We start from the raw sequence: 20,776 nt of genomic DNA on the forward strand, positions 1-20,776 counted from the left end.
AAATGAAAGAGCACCTGATGAGTGCTCTTTTTTATGTGTAAAAATAGGTATCTGAATCAGTTGGACTCATAGTCGATTTCGTCTCCGTAAAGACGGATTGTTCAAAATGTAAGATAAACTCCAAAACCTGCTAGATAAACTCCAAAACCTGTTAGATAAAACCCAAAAACGTGCTAGATAAAATCCAAAACATGTTAGATAAATCTCCGAACTTGCCAGAAATACCAAATTAACTGAAACACACTTCAAAGATTTTTATTTTATACTGTCATGCAACCATGAATTTTCTCCACCTAGTCCGAATGGATGGAAATATGTATTTAAAACAAAAACTTATACGCCTGCAATCCAAAATATATACCAAATCCAATCAAGGATACTCCAGATAAAACTGAAATAATAGCGAGAATTTTTCCGGTTAAAAATCTTCTAAAGCTGCTGGCGACGGCTGCCATAGTTACATCCCAGAGAAGAAGACCTGTAAAAATCGCTCCGCTGTATAAAATAACATGGGCCTTGTCATACTCAGCTGCTGTTTTTGCCAGGATGGAACCATAGATGCCGAGCCAAAACAGTATCGTTAAAGGATTTGACAATGACATGAGAAAGCCTGACATGAAGGATTTTACTTTAGATTCATTTTTCGTTCTCAGGCTTGATATTACTTTGCCGGCGCTTAATATGGTTTCCACCCCTGTATATACCAGAACAAAAAATCCAAAGCACCATAAAAAAGCTTTTATTAATGGGATCTCAATAAAATGTACTACACCCATATAAACGGCTGCCATATAAACTGCATCTGCTGTAATAGCCCCCAGGCCCACAAGCCAGGCGTGGAAAAAACCATTTTTTATTCCTTTATCCAATTGCGCAGCATTTATTGGACCAATTGGTGCTGCAAGCGTAAGACCCAAGAAAACATATCCTAAAAATATGCTCATAAGTGTACAACCCCTAACTGCCAAAACCTGTTTGTACAAAGTGTATTCAGTGTATTGGAAGGATAGGACAACTATTTAATCCTTAGCAAGCAGCAGTTTTTGCAAACAGAATGTATTGCCCAATAAAACAACTTTACTGACAAAGCAGGCATAAATTTCTCAACCATGCAAAAAATAAACTGAAAAAAGTAGAGGAGAGTGTTTCTTATGGATGCAAAGCGAGTGAAGCAAATTCTTTCATCATCAGCAGATATCGAAGTAAGATACAATAATGCTTCAGTGTGGATCGATAAGCTTAGTGAAGATGGGAGAACAGCGACAGTACATTTACGCGGCCCGCTTGAAGAAAGGTCCGAGGTGGAAATTGGAGAACTGACTGAATTATAATATGACATTAAGCCGCCAGGATTGGCGGCTTTTCGTCTATATATCCTGATTGGAATCAGTTTCTGCTCGTTCATTTAAGTACTTATTCTCAGCAGAAGCAAAATTTACCGACTGCAGGCTAATTTCTTTATCAATTCCATACAAATCTTTGCCAGTGTCTTCTAAATTTTCATGCCGTCTATCCACATCATTGACCTCCTTTTTAAAGTGTTTCCGTTAGTATAAACAGAGATTTTCAATAACATGAAAGGGAAATTATACTTATAAAACCGTTAATTTTTGAACTTAGTACTTTACATAGGGTACCGGGGTATAATATAATTAGACCAAGGAGGCTGATCAAATGGCTTTTGATTTAGAAAACGAGGATTTATCTGCAGACAGCTGCTGTTCGATTGAATCGGACCGAAAAAGTCATCATTCAGAAAAAGTTAAGAAGAATTTGACTACCCGATTAAACCGAATTGAAGGGCAAATACGCGGGATCAAAGGACTTATTGACAGAGACGTGTATTGTGATGATATCATAACACAAATTTCGGCAACTCAGTCCGCTTTGAATAGCGTAGCCAAGCTATTGCTTGAAGGCCATTTGAAAAGCTGTGTGATTGAAAGAATCCACGAAGGCGATGAAGAAGTGCTTGATGAATTTTTAGTCACAATCCAGAAATTAATGAAAAAATAATGGGAGGCTTCATTATTATGGAAAACGTAACTTTGAAAGTAAGCGGAATGTCATGCGGACATTGTGTAAAAGCTGTTGAAGGCAGTGTCGGCAAATTAAATGGTGTGGATAAGGTAGCAGTGGACCTTGATAATGGCCAAGTGCAGGTTCATTTTGACTCATCTGCAGTTTCACTTGAACAAATCAAAGAAACAATTGACGATCAAGGCTATGATGTGAAGTAATCTAACCCGGAAGGAACGTGTGAATAAGATGCACGTTCTCTTTTTTTACAAATTAAGAAATTTGCCTACTTATATTTGATTGACATATAGGGTAGGTGGGTATAGTATATAAATGTAAAGTACTTTGTTTAATAAAGGAGTGGGAATTATGGGTGGTGCAGCCCTGAAGGAGGTTCACCTTCCGATATCGGGAATGACATGTGCAGCCTGTTCATCACGAATTGAGAAGGGGCTAAATAAGCTGGATGGTGTCCAGGAAGCAAGTGTCAATCTTGCATTGGAAAAAGCAGCGATAAAATATAATCCGGAAGTAATTTCTGTTGAAGCTTTTGAGAAAAAAATTGAGGATCTCGGTTATGCAGTAGTATCGGAGAAAGCAGAGTTCGAATTGCTGGGGATGACATGCGCAGCCTGTTCATCTCGTATTGAAAAGGGACTTAATAAACTTCCTGGGGTAAAACATGCTGTGGTCAATTTGGCTCTTGAAACGGGGACTGTTGAATATTATCCCGAGCAAGTCTCCGTCCAGGATATGATAAAGAAAGTAGAGAATTTGGGGTATCAGGCAAAAGTAAAAACCGATAAAGACCAAGAGACAGAAGGTTACAGGGAAAAGGAAATCGAGAAGCAAAAAGGCAAGTTCATCTTCTCATTAATTCTTTCCATCCCTTTGTTCTGGTCCATGGTGGGACATTTCGAGTTTACATCTTTTATTTACGTTCCCGATATGTTTATGAATCCGTGGGTGCAGCTGGCGCTTGCAGCTCCCGTGCAATTTTTCATAGGAAAACAATTTTATGTTGGGGCGTATAAGGCATTGAAAAATAAAAGCGCCAATATGGATGTGCTGGTGGCACTGGGTACTTCGGCAGCGTTTTTCTACAGCTTATACCAGTCTTTATTATCACTTGGCAGCAACAGGCATATGGTGGAGCTCTATTATGAAACAAGTGCCATTCTAATAACATTAATCATTTTAGGCAAGCTGTTTGAAGCGAGGGCTAAGGGGCGTTCTTCTGAAGCAATCAAAAAGCTTATGGGTCTTCAGGCAAAAACAGCAACTGTCTTAAGGGAAGGGGAAGAAATTGAAATTCCCCTGGAAGAAGTTATTGCTGGAGATATCATATATGTAAAGCCGGGTGAAAAAATACCGGTTGATGGTGAAATTATCGAGGGACAGTCTGCATTGGATGAATCCATGCTGACGGGAGAAAGCGTACCTGTTGATAAAACAGCTGGAGACACAGTCATTGGATCCACCCTTAATAAAAATGGCTTCCTGAAAATTAAAGCCACTAAAGTTGGCAAGGATACGGCACTGTCACGGATTATTAAAGTAGTGGAAGAAGCACAAGGTTCCAAAGCGCCCATACAGCGGATGGCAGATAAAATCTCCGGGATATTCGTTCCGATTGTTGTGAATATAGCCGTGGTTACATTCCTGGTATGGTATATATGGGTAAGTCCCGGTAATTTTGCAGAAGCACTTGAAAAATTGATTGCCGTCCTGGTGATTGCATGTCCATGTGCCCTGGGTCTGGCTACGCCAACTTCTATAATGGCTGGTTCAGGCCGTGCAGCGGAATATGGGGTTCTTTTTAAAGGCGGGGAGCACCTGGAGCTTACACATGAAATCACTACTGTCGTTCTTGATAAAACCGGCACCGTAACACATGGCAAACCGGTTTTAACGGATGTGATTACGGAAGGCAATGTTGAAGAAAGTGCATTTCTTCAGCTTGTTGGATCAGCTGAGAAGCAGTCTGAGCATCCATTGGCCGAAGCGATTGTAAAAGGAATAAAGGATAAAGGAATCACTCTATTTAATCCGCAGGAATTTGAAGCTATTCCCGGATATGGGATTAAAGCAAAAGTGGAAGGCAAAAACCTCCTGGTCGGTACAAGAAGATTAATGGAAAAATACGATATAAATGTACATTCAGCCAAGCTGGAAATGGAGACACTTGAGGAAAATGGAAAAACGGCCATGCTAGTTGCAGTCGATGGCAAATATGCGGGTATCGTTGCAGTGGCGGATACGATAAAAGAAACATCCAGAAATGCAATCAATCGCTTAAAGCAATTGGGAATTGAAGTCATTATGATAACGGGAGATAACAAACGTACGGCTCAGGCAATAGCTGAGGAAGTGGGGATAGACTCTGCAATTGCAGAAGTTCTGCCTGAAGGCAAGGCAGAAGAAGTAAAAAAACTTCAAAACCAGGGTAAAAAAGTCGCCATGGTCGGCGATGGCATAAACGATGCCCCTGCACTCGCTGTTGCTGATATAGGAATGGCGATTGGAACCGGTACAGACGTTGCGATGGAAGCAGCAGATATTACTCTAATGAGAGGGGATCTAAATAGTATCGCAGACGCCATTCTAATGAGTAAAAAAACGATAAGAAATATCAAACAAAATCTTTTCTGGGCATTTGCCTACAATACCCTTGGCATCCCAGTAGCTGCATTAGGGTTCCTTGCTCCCTGGCTTGCCGGTGCAGCAATGGCTTTCAGCTCCGTATCTGTCGTTTTGAACGCACTTAGATTACAAAGAGTAAAAGTAAGTGAAAAAAACGTTTAATTGGAAGGGGCAAATTTAAATGAAGAAATGGGCAGGTGCAACGATTGCTTACCTGGTGCTTATAATGGCTGGTTATGCGGCATATGATTCTTTCTGGGCTAAGCCAGAGCAGGTACCACATGATATTGAAATTGAAAATCATGAATAAAAAATGACCGGGCAGAGGGGAATCCCCTCTGCCCGTTTTTTACTGATTTATAATTGTAATTTATTTCTCGATATGATAGAATCTTCTACAATATATAGTATGGATTTTTAAAAGTGAAAACTACATATAGATCGTGATTGGTGTCCTATATGGACTTAATAGGGAATTCGGTGAAAAACCGAAGCTGTCCCCGCAACTGTAAGTGCAGACGAAAAAAGCATGCCACTGTACAAAACGCTTTATGGCGCTAGTATGGGAAGGGCTTTTAGTAGAGTGAAGCACAAGCCAGGAGACCTGCCAGGGCGATCGAAAGTTTCTTATCTTCGGGGATTGAGATGATGAAACGATCGCGTAATGGCCGTTTGTTTCTCTGCTTCCTGCTATTATACTATCGTTTGATCCGCTCATTTTCCGGGCGGATTTTTATTTTGCCTTTAGGAGGAAGTAAGATGGTCCAAACCATACAGCCGATTAAAATTTTAGAAGAACTTAAGACTGAATTCCCACAGCTTGGCTTTGAACAAATGTTAAAAAGGTATGAAGAAATGAGTCAGCTGGGAGGAGAGGCCATGTATGACCAGCTAATACTGGATTGTTTATCATTTATCAGCATTGAAGAGCCTGATTGGACGTATGCCGCTTCACGTCTGCTTCTTAAAAAGCTCTATATCGAGTCCGGAAAAAACAGAGAATGCGGGCCGGATGACTGCTACACACATTTTTATACGCTAATTGAACGTCTGACCTCTTTAGGAATTTATGAACAAGATATATTAGATGTGTATTCAAAGGATGAGATAAATGAGCTGTCCCATTTTATTAAAAAAGAAAATGACCGTTTATTTACATATTTGGGGCTGAAGATGCTGGCAGATCGGTATCTGGCCAGGGACAAACAGAGAAAACTCTATGAGCTTCCACAGGAGCGGTTCATGATCATCAGTATGGTTCTAATGAAAAAGGAGCTAAAGGATAAGCGTCTTAAGCTTGTTAAAGAAGCTTACTGGGCAATGAGCGGATTGTATATGACTGTTGCAACTCCAACACTCGCTAATGCCGGGAAAAATTGGGGTCAGCTTTCAAGCTGTTTCATTGAAACCGTTGATGACAGTCTTGATTCCATTTATGACAGTAATACTGATATTGCATCTCTTTCCAAAAGCGGTGGAGGAATTGGAGTATATTTGGGGAAAATCCGCAGCAGAGGCAGTGATATTAAAGGATTTAAGGGGGCATCTTCAGGCGTGATTCCCTGGATGAAACAGCTGAATAACACAGCGGTCAGTGTTGACCAGCTTGGACAAAGGCAGGGTGCTATAAGTGTCTATCTGGATGTCTGGCATAAAGATATCTTCTCGTTTCTTGATGCAAAGCTTAATAATGGAGATGAAAGGCAGCGAACACATGATTTATTCACAGGTGTCTGCATTCCTGATTTATTTATGGAAAAAGTGGAAAGCCGCGGGTATTGGTATTTATTTGATCCCCATGAAGTCCGCAAGGTAATGGGCTTTTCACTGGAGGATTTTTTTGACGAAGGAGAAGGCGAAGGTTCTTTCCGCCAGAAATATAAAGAATGCATTGATAACCCGAATCTATCAAGGGAAAAAGTATCTGCTATTGAGATTATGAAATCCATCATGAGAAGTCAGCTTGAAACCGGGACACCATTCATGTTCTACCGGGATGAGGTTAATCGGAAAAATGCCAATTCGCATTGCGGAATGATTTATTGTACCAACCTTTGCACTGAAATCGTACAAAACCAAAGTGTTACTAAGAGGGTTGAAGAATATACAAGGGATGGGAGAATTATTATCGAGAAACAGCCGGGAGACTTCGTTGTCTGCAATCTTTCATCCATCAATCTTGCACGGACCATAAGTGAAGGAGTCCTTGAAAGGCTTGTGTCCATTCAGGTGCGAATGCTTGATAATGTTATTGATATAAATAGAATTCCAGTTACTCAAGGGCAGATAACAAATCAAAAATACCGTGCGATTGGTCTAGGGACTTTTGGGTGGCACCACCTTCTTGCACTGAAAAAAATCACATGGGAAAGCGAAGAAGCAGCAGAATTCGCTGACATTCTATATGAACAAATTGCTTTTTTAGCGATAAAAAGTTCTATGAATCTGGCAAAAGAAAAAGGAAGCTATACAGCCTTTAAAGGCTCTGATTGGGAAACGGGTGCCTACTTTGAAAAGCGGGGATATATGGGGGCAAAGACAGAAATGGACTGGACAGGATTGAGCAGGGAGGTAAAGGAATTCGGCGTCCGAAACGCCTATATGATGGCGGTTGCCCCTAATGCATCTACTGCATTAATTGCAGGAAGCACACCGAGTATTGATCCTATATTTAACAAGCAGTATTCCGAAGAGAAAAAAGATTATCGAATCCCTGTTACAGCTCCTGATATTAACAGTGAGACCATCTGGTACTACAAATCTGCCTATCATATTAACCAGGAGTGGAGCCTCAGGCAGAATGCTAACAGACAAAAGCATATAGATCAGGCTATTTCATTTAATTTCTATATACCTAACCATATTAAAGCTATCGATCTTTTAAATCTGCATCTTTCAGCATGGAAGAATAAATTAAAAACAACTTACTATATCCGTTCAACTTCATCAGAGGTTGAAGACTGCGAATCTTGCTCAAGCTAAAGGAGGCCATTTATGAATACTCTAAAAAAACGCCCAATTATTAATCAATCGGCGCCTAATAAATCAACTTCAATCATCAACGGCGAATGCTCCAATATTCTTAATTGGGATGATGTCCGCTTCTCATGGGCCTATCCAAAGTATAAAAAAATGCTTGCTAACTTTTGGACACCCTTTGAAATAAACATGTCACAGGACATTAAGCAATTTCCGGATTTAACGAAAAGTGAACAAGATGCATTTTTGAAAATTATTGGGCTGCTTGCATTGCTCGACAGCATCCAGACCGATTATGCCGGTAAAGTTGCTGATTATATTACCGATTCAAGCATATCAGCACTCATGATCATACTTGCACAGCAGGAGGTGATTCATAATCATTCTTATTCCTATGTTCTATCAAGCCTAGTTCCCAAACAAAAACAGGATGAGGTTTTTGAATTCTGGCGGACAGAACCTGTATTAGCTGAAAGAAATGAATTTGTTGTGAACGGATATAAAGATTTTGCAGAGAATCCAAGTGCGGAGAACCTGCTGAAATCGATTGTGTTTGATGTCGTATTGGAGGGGCTTTTCTTTTATTCAGGCTTTGCATTCTTTTATCACCTGGCAAGAAATCAAAAGATGGTTGCCACCTCAACAATGATTAATTACATCAACCGGGATGAACAAATCCATGTAGATTTGTTTGTTAAAATTTTCAAAGAAATCCTTAAGGAAAATCCGGTGCTTAATTCTAATGAATTAAGTGAATTCGTCCAGGAGACTTTTAAAAGAGCAGCTGAACTGGAGATTGAATGGGCCCGCGAGGTGATCGGCAGCAAAACAGAAGGCATCCTACTGTCTGACATTGAAGCCTATATCAAATTTTATGCTAATGTCCGATGCAACCAGCTGGGATATGAACGGCCGTTTGTAGGCTATAGGACCAATCCTCTCCGCTGGATAGTGGCCTATGAGGAGATTGATCACGGGAAGTCCGATTTTTTCGAGCAAAAATCACGGCAATATACAAAAGTTCAAATAGATAATGGGTTTGACGAATTATAGAAAAGATAAAAAAGATTCTGCTTGGGCGCAGAATCTTTTTTTGATCAGGAGAATACCGGCTCTCCAGCTGTATAATCAATCTCAAAACCCAAATCCTTCAGCATTTTGTGATCTGCTGTGCTTTCCTGACCGGCAGTAGTTAAGTAATCTCCTACGAAAATGGAGTTGGCCGGATATAAACCAAGCGGCTGCAGGCTCCTGAGATTCACTTCTCTGCCACCGGATATTCTGATTTCCTTTGATGGATTGATAAAACGCATGAGACAAAGCACTTTCAGGCAATAGCGGGGGTTCAGCTCATCTGTTCCTTCTAATGGCGTCCCATCAATGGCATGAAGAAAATTAACCGGAATGGAGTCGGCATCAAGTACTTTTAAGCTTCGTGCCATAGCTATGACATCTTCTTTGGTTTCCTTCATGCCGATGATAACACCGGAGCATGGTGAGATGCCTGTCTCCTTTATTAATTGGACAGTATTGACTCTGTCCCGATATGTATGGGATGTAGTAATGCTCTCATGATGATTTTCAGATGTATTAATATTGTGATTGTAGCGGTCCACTCCGGCTTCCTTCAGCTTCAAAGCCTGTTCAGGCTTCAGGAGTCCAAGGCAGGCGCAGACCTTCATATTGTAGTGATCCTTAATCTCTTTAACAGCAGATACAACTTCATTTAGCTCTTTGTTGCTTGGGCCCCTGCCGCTTGCAACGATACAGTATGTTCCAACATTAAGCTGATGCGCCTGTTCAGCTCCCTGTAAGATAGAGTCCTTATCCATCATCCGGTATTTTTCAATTGGTGCAGTAGAGATGCTGGACTGTGAACAATAGCCGCAGTTCTCAGGGCATAAACCGGATTTTGTATTGATAATCATGTTTAATTTAACTCTATTCCCGTAATGATGGTGACGGATTTTGTAGGCACTGTGCAATAAATCCAGAAGCTCATCATCAGGGCAATTTAATATGGACATTGCCTCCGAGTCTGTCAATTCATGTCCTTCCAATACATTATGAGCTAATCTTCGATAATCCATATATATCCTCCTTAATACTATTAGTTAAGCTGCCCGGTTCATTTTTCTGAACTGGCTGCGGGCAAATACTCTATGCTCCAGTCGATAGGCCATTAACCCGGCAAATACAGAGAGAATAATGTCCTTTGGAAGAGGGACCGCCATCCAAAGCCATGCCATTTGATAGGTAAATCCTTCAGGTGCTGTAAACCAGAGTTTATAAGCCAGGTACATCCAATTTGTCCCGAATAGATAATTAATTGCCATTCCAATTAGAGCTGCTGTTGTATATACCGGGACTGATTTTTTCTTTTCAATTATTTTCCCGGTGACATATGCTGTTAGAATGAACGAAAGGATAAAACCGAAAGTCGGGTTTAGTAATGAAGCAAAACCGCCGCCGAATTTTGAAAAGACCGGGGCGCCTGCAAGCCCGACGAAAGCATAGACAGCCATTGTAATAGCCCCCAGCCGGCTTCCTAAAATAGTCCCTGCCATAATGGCAAAAAAGGTCTGTAAAGTAATGGGCACTCCTCCGATAACCAAAAATGGCACAAATGAAGTGATGTTTGCCCCAACCGCCATCAGGGCAACAAACATACCTGCCAAAGTTAAATCAATTGTCCTCAAACCTGTCTTCATAAAAGCCTCCTGCTAGATTAATATTTATACAGTTTAGAATAATAGCAGTAGATGTCATATGTCAACTAAAAATAAAAAACGGTTTACATAGTTGTATTCAATTAAGTTTCTATCCGGGGATTAAGGGTAAAGTGATACTGCTCATCAAATAGATGATGTCCATACAATATAAGGAGGTATAAACATGGCAAAAAATAATAACAACATTCATAGTGGCGAACAGAAACAATATTTCAAGGACCGGGCAGGAACAGATGAAGCGAGATTCCATGTAGTACCGCACGATGAAGAAGGGTGGGCAGTCAAAAAGGAAGGTCAAGACGAGCCTGAGTACACTTCAGATTCACAGTCAGATGCTGTTGAGGAAGCAAAGCGCATGGCTGAGGATGCAGGCACAATGGCCATTCTGCATAATGAGGACGGAAAAATTGAAGATCTGTTAAATTATGAAGATAAATAATCTTAGAGAAGGGCATTACCTTAGTGTAGTGCTCTTTTTGTTATGGAGAAAATGTGATTTTTTTCCTAAAACAAAAAAAGGCCGCTTTCCATAAGAAAGCGGTTCAAAAAAGAGACCTTGGACCAAGTAAATTCTTAAATTAAAACAATATATAGTAGCGTTAGTTGTTAGAAGAAACTATATATTGTTATTTTAGATTCTAGCATAATAAATCATAGAGAGCAAACTATTATTTTAATATATTTAAAATATTCTAACCAAAAGAATAAATTTTCTACAAACAATCAAAAACGGCCAATGTATGATTGGTTTTGATTTATTTTGAATGAAAATGATTGATTTTTGCAATCGTTTTCAGTATGATGTAACAAGAAGAACAAGACACCCAGGGAGGTGATGTTTTGTTAACACCAGAGCGCCATAAATTGATACTGCAGCTTATAAAAGAGAAAGGTGTAGTGAAAATTCAGGATCTCGTTGACATGACAGAAACATCGGAATCAACAATCAGAAGAGACCTTACCCAGCTTGAGGAAGGAAAGTACCTTAAAAGAATTCATGGAGGTGCAGCCAGGCTTCAGGGCAAGCTGCAGGAACTCAGCATGTCTGAAAAATCATCCAAAAACCTTCAGCAAAAGCGCCAAATTGCCCAATATGCATCAAACCTTGTTGAAGAGGGGGATTCCATCTATTTGGATGCGGGCTCCACAGTAACTGAAATGATTCCCTTTTTGCCCGCAAAAGAAATTGTGGTTGTGACGAATGGATTAATGCATATTCAAGCATTGCTGGAACGTAATATAAAAACATTTTTAATCGGCGGATTTGCCAAGGAACAGACAAAAGCGATCATCGGCAGAGGGGCATTGGCCAGCCTGGAAAATTATCGATTTGATAAATGCTTTATGGGGGTTAACGGCATACATCCTCAATTCGGCTACACTACACCGGATCAGGATGAGGCTATGGTTAAGCAAATGGCCATTTCGCTTTCAAGGGAGGCATTCGTGCTTGCCGATGATACGAAGTTTTCAGAAATCGCGTTTGCCAAGATTGCCGATTTGCATACAGCAGCAATTATTACAAATGAGCTGAATGAGGATCAGAAGGAGACTTATAGCAGCAAAACTACAATAAAGGTCGTGACAGCATGATACACACATTGACGCTAAATCCGTCAGTGGATTACATCGTAGAATTGGATGAATTGATAGTCGGAGGTCTTAACCGCATGCATCATGATACAAAGTTCCCTGGAGGAAAAGGGATTAATGTTTCGAGAGTGCTGAAAAGAATGGATGTTGAAAGCAAGGCCATTGGCTTTGCAGGCGGTTTTACAGGAGAATATATTGTTGATTGCTTAAATAAGGAGAATATCCAAACTGACTTTGTACAAGTTGATGGTGACACAAGAATCAATGTAAAGATAAAGACAGAGACGGAAACAGAAGTCAATGCCAAAGGGCCGGCCATTTCAGGGGGGGATTTCGAGGATCTTAAAAATAAGATCCGCAGCCTATCAGAGGAAGATTTGCTTGTCCTTGCAGGCAGTATTCCATCAACCTTGCCTGAAACAACTTATGAAGAGCTGGTGAAAATCTGTTCAGAAAATGGAGCTGCTTTTGTGGTGGACGCAGAGGGAGAACTATTGAAAAAGGTCCTTCCGTACAAACCATTTTTAATAAAGCCCAATCACCATGAATTGGGTGAAATATTCAGCAGAGAATTCACTTCCGCTGAAGAAGTCATCCCATTTGGACAGAAACTTGTTAAAATGGGCGCGCAGAATGTAATTATCTCATTAGCAGGCAAGGGAGCAGTCTTAATATCTGCTGATGCTGCATACATTTCAAGCGTTCCAAAAGGAAAAGTAGAAAGTTCAGTTGGTGCCGGAGATTCCATGGTAGCCGGTTTTCTTGCAGCTTATGAAAAAAACAAAAATATAGAAAAGGCTTTTCAATACAGTGTTGCTTCCGGAAGCGCTACGGCTTTTTCGCTTGGCCTTTGCACAAAGGAAAAAGCGGAGGAATTGCTTTCACAGGTTTCGATTGAAAAAGTCAGCCTAAAAGGGGAGATTTAGGATGAGAATTACAGAATTACTGACAAGAGATACGATTCTGCTCTCATTGAGCGGAACAGGCAAAATGGATGCTATAAATGGATTGGTAAACAAGCTGGATGCAGCTGGAAAGCTTCATGACCGTGATGCCTTCAAGAATGCAATCTTAAAAAGGGAAGAACAAAGCACAACAGGCATAGGTGATGGAATTGCCATTCCCCATGCCAAAACGGGTGCGGTCAAAGAACCTGCTATTGCGTTCGGCAAATCAGAAGAAGGCGTAAATTACGAATCGCTTGACGGTCAGCCAGCACATTTATTCTTTATGATTGCAGCCCCGGAAGGAGCAAATAATACACATCTGGAAGCTCTATCCAGGCTTTCATCGATATTAATGAACGAGGAAGCACGCAAAAAACTTCAGCATGCTGCTTCGGCGGATCAAGTAATTGAAATCATTGACAGCTATGATGGGACAGAAGAAGAGGAAGTCCAGGATATTGCAGACAGCAAACGATTTGTTGTGGCCGTAACAGCTTGCCCAACAGGAATTGCCCATACGTATATGGCAGCTGATTCACTAAAGGCCAAGGCAGCTGAAATGGGCGTCGAAATTAAAGTTGAAACCAATGGCTCAAGCGGTGCTAAGAACGTTCTGACACCAAAGGAAATCGCAAATGCAGCAGCAATTATCGTTGCAGCAGATACTAAGGTTGAAATGGAGCGATTCAGCGGGAAGCATGTCCTTGAAACGGCAGTTGCTGATGGCATCCGGAAACCTCAGGAGCTTATTGAAAAAGCTCTTAATCAGGATGCCCCTATATACAAGGGCGGAAGTGCGGACAGCAGCGGGTCTGCTGGGAATCAAAAAGAACAAAAAGCCGGAATTTATAAGCACTTAATGAATGGTGTATCCAACATGCTTCCATTTGTTGTGGGCGGCGGGATCCTGATTGCCATTTCCTTTATGTTCGGATATAAAGCAGCAGATCCTAATGATCCGTCATACCATCCTATCGCAGAAGCACTGATGACCATTGGCGGAGGAAATGCATTTGGGTTAATCGTTCCAATCCTTGCAGCATTCATTGCCATGAGTATTGCTGATCGCCCAGGATTTGCTGCAGGTGCAGTTGGGGGAATGCTGGCAGCATCTGGAGGCGCAGGATTTCTTGGCGGCATTATTGCCGGCTTCCTTGCAGGTTATGTAGTAGTTGGTTTGAAAAAGGTATTTGCCGGCCTGCCTTCATCACTTGAAGGAATTAAAACGATTTTGCTCTATCCGCTCTTTGGAATTGCTGTCACAGGATTTCTGATGCTTTATGTTGTCAACAAACCAGTTGGCGCATTAAATTCGGCTATCACCGAGTGGCTTTCAGGACTTGGCACTGGAAATGCTGTCCTGCTAGGAGCAGTCCTTGGTCTGATGATGGCATTTGATATGGGCGGCCCGGTTAATAAATCGGCATATGTTTTTGGTACAGGGCTTCTTGCAAATGGAGTATATGAACCAATGGCCGCCATCATGGCGGCAGGTATGGTACCGCCACTTGCCATCGCACTTGCCACAACTTTATTTAAAAATAGATTTACTAAACAGGAACAGGATGCAGGAAAAGCAAACTATATAATGGGATTTTCGTTTATTACAGAAGGTGCGATTCCTTTCGCAGCAGCAGACCCATTGCGTGTTATCCCATCCATCATGGCAGGTTCTGCCTTGGCAGGTGCCATTTCAATGATGGCTGGAATCGGATTAAGGGCACCGCACGGCGGAGTCTTTGTCGTCCCTCTAGTCGATGGACCATGGGGAATTTACCTTGCAGGAATAATAGCAGGTGCTCTGTTGTCCGCTGTCCTTATTGGAATCCTGAAAAAGTCTGCAAATAAATAATATATGAACCAAAGCTGGTACTTGATGTATCGGCTTTTATTTTTAAAGAATCCTCTTAAAAATAGATTGAAAAAACTGAAAATAAATGCTTTAATTAAAATAAACTCATAAGTCTATATAATTTTTTGGCAGTAAATAAACTATCTGGTCTATTTAAAGCGGAGGTGTAATAACATGGCCATTATTATTGTAATTAAAAGAGGGAACAAACATAACTAACAATCAAAAATTTAAAAACATGAAGGAGAGCGGCTATGAAAATAAAAAGACTTTCCCAGTGTACCCTGGAGGAGGCGCTGACAGCCTGGAACAAAGGTTTTGAAGGCTATATAGTTCCCATTAAGATGGATCTTCAGGCATTTGTTAATCGAATGATATCTGAGGGTCTTTCTCCTGAAAAGTCGATTGTTGTATTTATGCACGGAGAACCTTGCGGAATCATAATGAATGGATTTCGGGAGATTAACGGCAGAAAAATAGCCTGGAACGGAGGCACTGGAATCGCACCTGAATTCAGGGGCAGAGGTCTTTCTGCAGCTATGATGGAAGAGGTAATTAGCATCTATAAAGCTGAAAAAGCACACACAGCTGTCCTTGAAGCAATTGAAGAAAATGAAAGAGCGATTAAGCTGTACAAAAAAGCCGGCTATGTGATCACTGATCATTTGCTTTATTTAAACAAGAAGCTTACACATAATGAACTGAATTCATTAAAGGAAAAGCCTTTTGCCATAAAAAAGTTATATCCTGAACAGCTGCAGTCACTTAGCATTTATGACAGCAAAGCTGCCTGGCAATGCCAGTGGCAAAGCGCAAAACACGGAGAAGCTGCTGTGCTATTAAATGACGACGGGAACGCGGTTGGCTATATTTTATACAAAAGAATACTGGAAGCGGGAGGACGCACAGACCGCATCATTATTTATCAGTTAAGGTTCAGTAATGAAAATGACTATGAAAAAATGACAGAAAGATTTCTTCGCCATTTGTTCCTGGATGGAGATGATTCTATTGATTTCACTGCAGTAAACATTTCTGTTTCCAATCCCGCATCAGTAGCATTACGTAAACTGGGATTCGAAAAGAAGGTTGGCCAAGTTATGATGGAAAAGCCGCTATAGTCTACATTCTTTTCAATTGCCCCCCTTTCTCTCAAAAACTAAGTTGTGATAATTGAAGTCAGTGTTTAGGCATAATTCCAGCTTGTTTTTGATATGTTCTTATGAGTATGTTGAAAGGGGAGATATATTTGGCTGCTGGATTTGAAAATGCTGCAAGATTTGAACACGGGTTTTGGCTGCAGGTTTTGGGTGATCATGCACGCTTTATTCATGATTCATTATCACCAAATGAAAAAGACAGCATTGAACGGGCAAATTACTTTATACAAACTTTTGATCAGCTCCTGGGAAGGGTTGAAGTTGATAATCTGGAGCAATTGAGCCGGAGGGCGGAACAGGAAGCTAAGAAGCTGCGGGAATTTAAACTGAACCTGATTGAACGTCATTTGATAGGGAAAATATCCATTCATCTTGGCCCGGTTTTTATTAACCATATGGTCAATGAGCTTGAAGAGTATATGCTTGTCCTTCAATATTTAAAAAAAGGGGAAGCCCCACCTGTATTTCATGAGCTCCATCACCATTTAATCTGGCTTCTGGATGCTGCTGGCCATGCAGGTGCCATATCGGACAATATGGAACGTGTTGAGAAGAAAATTAAGAAAATCAGTGATGGTTATACAAAGGATTTTGAAGCATTTTATTTAAAGGCCGTAGAAATGTCCGGCTTCCTTCGGACGAATGTTGAATCATTCCCCGCCCTGCAAAAGTTTAACAGCGATGTTACGCTGGAAATGTCTCTGTTTATGAACTTCCTCAATGAAATCGAGGAACTTGAATTAAGCAAAGAGGCATTGGGAACATTTGCAGCTTTAATGGCTGATCATATGTACCGTGAAGAATGTTATTACCTCTCAAAGCTTGCCGAGTCTACTCAGTCTGAAAAGCCGAAATGTGACCCTGCCAAGCCAAGGCTTAAAGAATAATTTCAAAACTGCCATTTTCGGCAGTTTTTTGCATTTAGAACATGAATCCATGTTTTTCAGGGTAAAGGAGTATTAAAAAGGCTGATATCATGGAACTGATTAGATGGAGTTATATGAGGAGAAATCAGGTAAAGGGGTTCTTTGACTGCTTTCCTGAAGCAATCATTATTTTTAAAAGAATAAGAAATTATTATTTTATCCATAGCGTGGAATGGGGAGAGAATCCTCAGTTAATTGCTGAGCAGCAGCTGGAGGAAATGGAGTATTTGCTTAATCAGGAGATGGGTTTTCTTTATGGGTATCTTCAAAGAAAATCTGCAGAGGAAAAAGATTTGAAAAAATAGGAAAGAAGAATCAATTTACTTAAAATAGAACATGCGTTCGACTAAATGGACAGAATTGTGTTATAATAAAGAAGCAATGGGAGTTTCTCAAGGGTGGTCGGCTAGCCCCGTATTTGAAAGGGGGTGATGCCTTTGACAGTTTTCGAATCGATCATGATGATGATTTCTTTTTCTAGTCTGATCATTGCTGTCATGACTTTTAACCATAAAAAATAGACCTCCCTTGATCTGACAATTGAGGGAGAGGTCTACGTCTTTGACAGGCCGATCCCCTAAGGGAACGACTATTGCGAATGACCGTGGGTGCGGCAACACCTGCGGTCGTTTTTTATTCATATTCTTAATTAAAGGATATCATATACGTCTCAGAAAGTCACGGAAATAAGCAGAATTGCATGATCATTTATAGTATATGCAGATCTTTTTTAAACATCCCATAATGATTCTTTGCCTGGCGTGCAATACTAAAATGGCAGCACAGTAACTTTTAGTTTGACACGTAAACATATAGCGTCTTCCATAAAGCCATCTATGTTTTGTCAAAGGAAGGACGATTCAATTGCCGGCATTTATTTATGAGGATACAAAGATCTTTTATGAAACAATGGGCGAGGGTGTGCCGATCCTCTTTATACATCCTCCCGCTATGGGAAGGAAGGTATTTTATTATCAAGGCCTCCTGGCAGAGCATTTTCAGGTTGTTTTTCCTGATTTAAGCGGGAATGGAGATACTGCTGGCCCGGAAAAAACAGTAACTATACAAGGATATGCAGAAGAGATAAAAGCTGTATTAGACCACTTGGATATTGAAAAAGCTGTTATTCTGGGTTATTCATCAGGCGGCATAATTGCTCAGGAGTTTGCCCTCTCATATCCCGAAAGGACACTTGGTGTCATTCTCTCAGGAGGGTTTCCTGAGGTGTTATCGGAAACCTTCAAATATGAGCATATTCTGGGAATGTATTTTGTGAAGCACTTTCCTGGTTTTCTGCAGTATGTAATAGCATCGAGCCATACAAAAGATAAAAAAGTCAGAGACGAGATTCTGGAGCATATGAAAAAAGCAAACCACACCATGTGGTTTCAATTTTATGATAGATCACTTCACTATTCCTGCACTGATCGCCTTAGGAACTTAAGGGTCCCCCTTCTCCTTATATATGGCTCAAGAGATTTTGTTAATCAGCATATAAGGAGCTATAGAAGGTATGTCAGCTTTCAGGCAGCCATAATCAAAGGCGTTTCCCATCAGGTGCCAACTAAAAAGTGGCAGCTATTCAATCAGGTTGTAACTGTTTTTGTACAGCAGCATTTTAAATAAAGAAATCCGTATCGTCATGGAACGATACGGATTTTTTCAGCTGTCATTTGCGTCAGGTTTGATTGCTAAAATGGCTGCAAGGGCAGCAAGAATGGTTATTCCGCTTAAAATATAAAAGAGCCCTTGATCAGAGTGCTTCATCAGAATAGCAATGGCAGGCGGGCCGCCGGCAACCCCGATAAACCGCATTGAACTGTATAGCGAAGTAATGGTTCCACGTTCCTCTTTTGCAATTCCCTCGGTAATCAACGCGTCCAAAGAAGGCAGTGCAACTCCTATGCCAATTCCCGCAAACAGGAACATGCTGATCATAAACCACATATTGTTTGAAAAGCTTAAGATTGCAGTGGCAGCTGCCACAAGCACTGATCCTAAAAATATGATCCACTTCATCAGTATTTTATTCTCTTTTATTTTTTTGCCTGTCAGATAGGATGAAAGGCAGAGTCCGCCAAGCGGAACAGCCAGCAGAAGCCCTTTTTTAACATCTTTAATATCGTATGTCTTTTCAAGCACATCAGATAAATAAAAAAGGATCCCAAAAAGCACAAACATGAGAATGGCACCTATCAAGAAAATAGCATAAAGCCATTTTCCATTGTTTTTAAAGGTATCCTTAATATTGCTCCAAAACTTCTTCAGCGGAAGAGGTTCTTCTCTTTTATTTGGCGTTTTTACAAGGAAGAAAACCAGCAGGATTGAAATGGTACAAAAAACTGGAAAAGAAAAAAACGGTAAAAACCATATAAACCCTGCCAGAAAAGCACCAAGTATAGGTGATAAAACTTTTCCGAAAGTATTGGACGTTTCAATCAGGCCAAGGGAGCTGCTGACGTCATCATCATTTTTAAACATATCCCCGACCAAAGGCATCACAATTGGTGCCGCACCGGCTGCCCCAACACCCTGCAATGCCCTCCCGGCTAATATGACCCAATAAGCATCCGCCATTTTCCATGCTGCCCAGCCAGAGATCAGCCCTCCAATTCCTGCAATGAGAAGACTGGGGATAATGACTTTTTTTCGGCCGATATGATCGGATAAAAAGCCTGCGATTGGAATCAGAATAATGGCTACAATACTGTATACGGTAATAATCATGCTGGATTGAAATGCAGAAATATTTAGTTTATTTTCCATCGCCGGCAGAACAGGAATCAGCATGGAATTCCCAAGTGTCATAACGAGAGGAATTGAAGAAAGTGACAGTATGGCCCATTTTTGGTTATGAGCATCATCACCTGACTTCTTTTTAGCTTTGGAATTTACAGATTGTAAATTTTCAATATGCTCCATGTTTCGACCTTCCTTTTCGTTAATCAAACTAGTCTTAATATGGGCTAATTGCAGGAAAACTAACTAGAAAAACCTCTGTCTTTTTATGGGAAAATGAAATTATGAAAAATATGTTTCGATTTACTAAAAAGAAACCGTTAAAATATATAGAAAAGAGAATCTGGTGAGGGGGATTATGTGAGGGAGATTATTGCTTTAAGCATAGGGAAGCCAAAAACACACACCTGGAAAAACAATGTGGAAATTTCGGGTATTGGCAAAGATAAAATAAATAGTGTGTTTTTAACGAAGGAAGGTTTTTTGGGAGATGGGGTAGCAAACACTGATTTTCATGGCGGCCCAGACCGTGCAGTATGCCTATATCCCTACGAACATTACGGGATGTGGGAGAAAGAATTTAAAAAGACATTCTCTCCGCCGTCATTTGGTGAAAATATTTGTGCGGGAAATATGCTGGAAAAGGATGTTTTTATCGGTGACACCTTTTCACTGGGGGAATCAATCATACAAATAACCCAGGGGCGTATCCCATGCTCCACAATATCAAAGCATAACGGAGAAGATCGGCTTTTAGGAAGAATTGTGGAAACATGCTTCACAGGCTACTTTTTCAGAGTGCTGAAAGAAGGAATTGTAACAGCAGACAGCGTCCTAACGCTTGAAGAAAGAAAGCAGGAAAGTGTATCGGTTCTGCAGGGGAATTTTATCATGTTCCATGACCGCAAAAACCTTAAAGCAATTGAACAGCTGCTTAGGGTTGAGGAACTTGCAGATGTCTGGAGAGAAAAGCTGGAAAAAGCATTATTATAAAAAAATGTGATTTTCCCCTTGACATTTTTCATTTATCGGAATAGTATAATAAGCAATATATCGATCGGCAATGACAAAGAGTAGTAACTGCTGGTGAAACTAAAGAGAGCTGATGGTTGGTGCAAATCAGCGTGGAAACAGCAGTGAATGGACTTTCGAGCCTCCAAACCGAACCTTTTTTAAGCAGTAGGCT

Annotated in this window: 22 protein-coding genes, 1 riboswitch and 1 other annotated feature (1 of these 24 cut by a window edge); of the genes, 17 read left to right on the forward strand and 5 right to left on the reverse strand. The window is 40.7% G+C overall.

The genetic code is table 11. The features are described 5' to 3' along the window. Window positions 1-320 precede the first annotated feature (320 nt). Entirely contained in the window at window positions 321-944 is a 624-nt protein-coding gene (locus CHI10_RS16350; RefSeq protein ID WP_095245293.1) for a LysE family transporter, read from the reverse strand. 207 nt (window positions 945-1,151) lie between these two features. Between CHI10_RS16350 and CHI10_RS16355 the strand changes: the two genes are divergently transcribed. After that, window positions 1,152-1,331, forward strand: a complete 180-nt coding sequence (locus CHI10_RS16355) for an H-type small acid-soluble spore protein (protein ID WP_095245294.1) — start codon at window positions 1,152-1,154, stop codon at window positions 1,329-1,331. A gap of 36 nt (window positions 1,332-1,367) precedes the next feature. On the opposite strand, the gene CHI10_RS22450 is transcribed toward CHI10_RS16355, so the two are convergent. Beyond that, window positions 1,368-1,517, reverse strand: a complete 150-nt coding sequence (locus tag CHI10_RS22450; RefSeq protein WP_179289062.1) for a hypothetical protein — start codon at window positions 1,515-1,517, stop codon at window positions 1,368-1,370. 157 nt (window positions 1,518-1,674) lie between these two features. Here CHI10_RS22450 and CHI10_RS16360 point away from each other — a divergent pair, with 157 nt between their 5' ends. From CHI10_RS16360 to CHI10_RS16380, 6 genes are all read left to right on the forward strand, one after another. After that, the gene (locus tag CHI10_RS16360) at window positions 1,675-2,016 is read left to right on the forward strand and encodes a metal-sensitive transcriptional regulator (RefSeq protein ID WP_095245295.1); all 342 of its coding nucleotides are present in this window, start codon (window positions 1,675-1,677) and stop codon (window positions 2,014-2,016) included. A gap of 17 nt (window positions 2,017-2,033) precedes the next feature. Further along, entirely contained in the window at window positions 2,034-2,240 is a 207-nt protein-coding gene (gene copZ, locus CHI10_RS16365) for a copper chaperone CopZ (RefSeq protein ID WP_095245296.1), read from the forward strand. A 148-nt stretch (window positions 2,241-2,388) separates the two neighbouring features. Beyond that, a complete protein-coding gene (locus CHI10_RS16370; protein WP_095245297.1) occupies window positions 2,389-4,824 on the forward strand; it encodes a heavy metal translocating P-type ATPase in 2,436 nt (811 codons plus the stop codon). Between the two features lie 19 nt (window positions 4,825-4,843). Next, on the forward strand, window positions 4,844-4,972 hold the full coding sequence (locus tag CHI10_RS22755; protein ID WP_286137413.1) for a hypothetical protein: 129 nt from the start codon (window positions 4,844-4,846) through the stop codon (window positions 4,970-4,972). A gap of 121 nt (window positions 4,973-5,093) precedes the next feature. Then, a riboswitch (cobalamin riboswitch) is annotated at window positions 5,094-5,287 on the forward strand. Window positions 5,288-5,421: 134 nt separating this feature from the next. After that, the gene (locus CHI10_RS16375; protein WP_095245298.1) at window positions 5,422-7,644 is read left to right on the forward strand and encodes a ribonucleoside-diphosphate reductase subunit alpha; all 2,223 of its coding nucleotides are present in this window, start codon (window positions 5,422-5,424) and stop codon (window positions 7,642-7,644) included. Between the two features lie 12 nt (window positions 7,645-7,656). Then, window positions 7,657-8,694: a ribonucleotide-diphosphate reductase subunit beta gene (locus CHI10_RS16380; protein ID WP_095245299.1), complete on the forward strand. Its 1,038-nt coding sequence runs from the start codon at window positions 7,657-7,659 to the stop codon at window positions 8,692-8,694. 44 nt (window positions 8,695-8,738) lie between these two features. Here CHI10_RS16380 and bioB read toward each other — a convergent pair whose 3' ends face one another. Both bioB and CHI10_RS16390 read right to left on the reverse strand, forming a co-directional pair. After that, complete coding sequence (gene bioB / locus CHI10_RS16385; RefSeq protein ID WP_095245300.1) at window positions 8,739-9,731, reverse strand: biotin synthase BioB; 993 nt, start codon at window positions 9,729-9,731, stop codon at window positions 8,739-8,741. Window positions 9,732-9,755: 24 nt separating this feature from the next. Further along, entirely contained in the window at window positions 9,756-10,352 is a 597-nt protein-coding gene (locus CHI10_RS16390) for a biotin transporter BioY (protein ID WP_095245301.1), read from the reverse strand. A 184-nt stretch (window positions 10,353-10,536) separates the two neighbouring features. On the opposite strand from CHI10_RS16390, the gene CHI10_RS16395 reads away from it, so the two are divergent. The 9 genes from CHI10_RS16395 to CHI10_RS16430 all read left to right on the forward strand — a co-directional run bounded on the left by CHI10_RS16395 (window position 10,537) and on the right by CHI10_RS16430 (window position 18,477). After that, complete coding sequence (locus CHI10_RS16395) at window positions 10,537-10,812, forward strand: DUF2188 domain-containing protein (protein WP_095245302.1); 276 nt, start codon at window positions 10,537-10,539, stop codon at window positions 10,810-10,812. Window positions 10,813-11,213: 401 nt separating this feature from the next. Continuing rightward, window positions 11,214-11,966 carry a DeoR/GlpR family DNA-binding transcription regulator gene (locus CHI10_RS16400; RefSeq protein ID WP_095245303.1) on the forward strand — a complete coding sequence of 251 codons (753 nt, stop codon included), beginning with the start codon at window positions 11,214-11,216 and terminating at the stop codon, window positions 11,964-11,966. After that, window positions 11,963-12,892 carry a 1-phosphofructokinase gene (pfkB, locus tag CHI10_RS16405; RefSeq protein ID WP_095245304.1) on the forward strand — a complete coding sequence of 310 codons (930 nt, stop codon included), beginning with the start codon at window positions 11,963-11,965 and terminating at the stop codon, window positions 12,890-12,892. The genes CHI10_RS16400 and pfkB overlap by 4 nt, the downstream gene beginning before the upstream one ends. Window position 12,893: 1 nt before the next feature. Then, on the forward strand, window positions 12,894-14,765 hold the full coding sequence (locus CHI10_RS16410) for a PTS fructose transporter subunit IIABC (protein ID WP_095245305.1): 1,872 nt from the start codon (window positions 12,894-12,896) through the stop codon (window positions 14,763-14,765). A gap of 254 nt (window positions 14,766-15,019) precedes the next feature. Continuing rightward, entirely contained in the window at window positions 15,020-15,886 is an 867-nt protein-coding gene (locus CHI10_RS16415) for a GNAT family N-acetyltransferase (RefSeq protein ID WP_095245306.1), read from the forward strand. A 128-nt stretch (window positions 15,887-16,014) separates the two neighbouring features. Continuing rightward, window positions 16,015-16,812: a DUF2935 domain-containing protein gene (locus CHI10_RS16420; protein ID WP_483294957.1), complete on the forward strand. Its 798-nt coding sequence runs from the start codon at window positions 16,015-16,017 to the stop codon at window positions 16,810-16,812. 113 nt (window positions 16,813-16,925) lie between these two features. Beyond that, window positions 16,926-17,156 (forward strand): hypothetical protein, encoded by a 231-nt coding sequence (locus CHI10_RS16425; protein ID WP_095245318.1) that lies wholly within the window; start codon window positions 16,926-16,928, stop codon window positions 17,154-17,156. 126 nt (window positions 17,157-17,282) lie between these two features. After that, window positions 17,283-17,372 carry a putative holin-like toxin gene (locus tag CHI10_RS22900; RefSeq protein WP_219993454.1) on the forward strand — a complete coding sequence of 30 codons (90 nt, stop codon included), beginning with the start codon at window positions 17,283-17,285 and terminating at the stop codon, window positions 17,370-17,372. A gap of 343 nt (window positions 17,373-17,715) precedes the next feature. Beyond that, complete coding sequence (locus CHI10_RS16430) at window positions 17,716-18,477, forward strand: alpha/beta fold hydrolase (RefSeq protein WP_179289064.1); 762 nt, start codon at window positions 17,716-17,718, stop codon at window positions 18,475-18,477. Window positions 18,478-18,513: 36 nt separating this feature from the next. On the opposite strand, the gene bcbE is transcribed toward CHI10_RS16430, so the two are convergent. After that, on the reverse strand, window positions 18,514-19,773 hold the full coding sequence (bcbE, locus tag CHI10_RS16435; protein ID WP_095245309.1) for a bacillibactin exporter BcbE: 1,260 nt from the start codon (window positions 19,771-19,773) through the stop codon (window positions 18,514-18,516). A gap of 177 nt (window positions 19,774-19,950) precedes the next feature. Here bcbE and CHI10_RS16440 point away from each other — a divergent pair, with 177 nt between their 5' ends. Next, window positions 19,951-20,583: an MOSC domain-containing protein gene (locus CHI10_RS16440; protein ID WP_095245310.1), complete on the forward strand. Its 633-nt coding sequence runs from the start codon at window positions 19,951-19,953 to the stop codon at window positions 20,581-20,583. Window positions 20,584-20,644: 61 nt separating this feature from the next. Continuing rightward, window positions 20,645-20,776 (forward strand) — a binding site (T-box leader); it runs 120 nt beyond the window's last position.

It is taken from the genome of Bacillus sp. 7894-2 (genome assembly GCF_002272225.1).
GTDB lineage: Bacteria > Bacillota > Bacilli > Bacillales > Cytobacillaceae > Cytobacillus.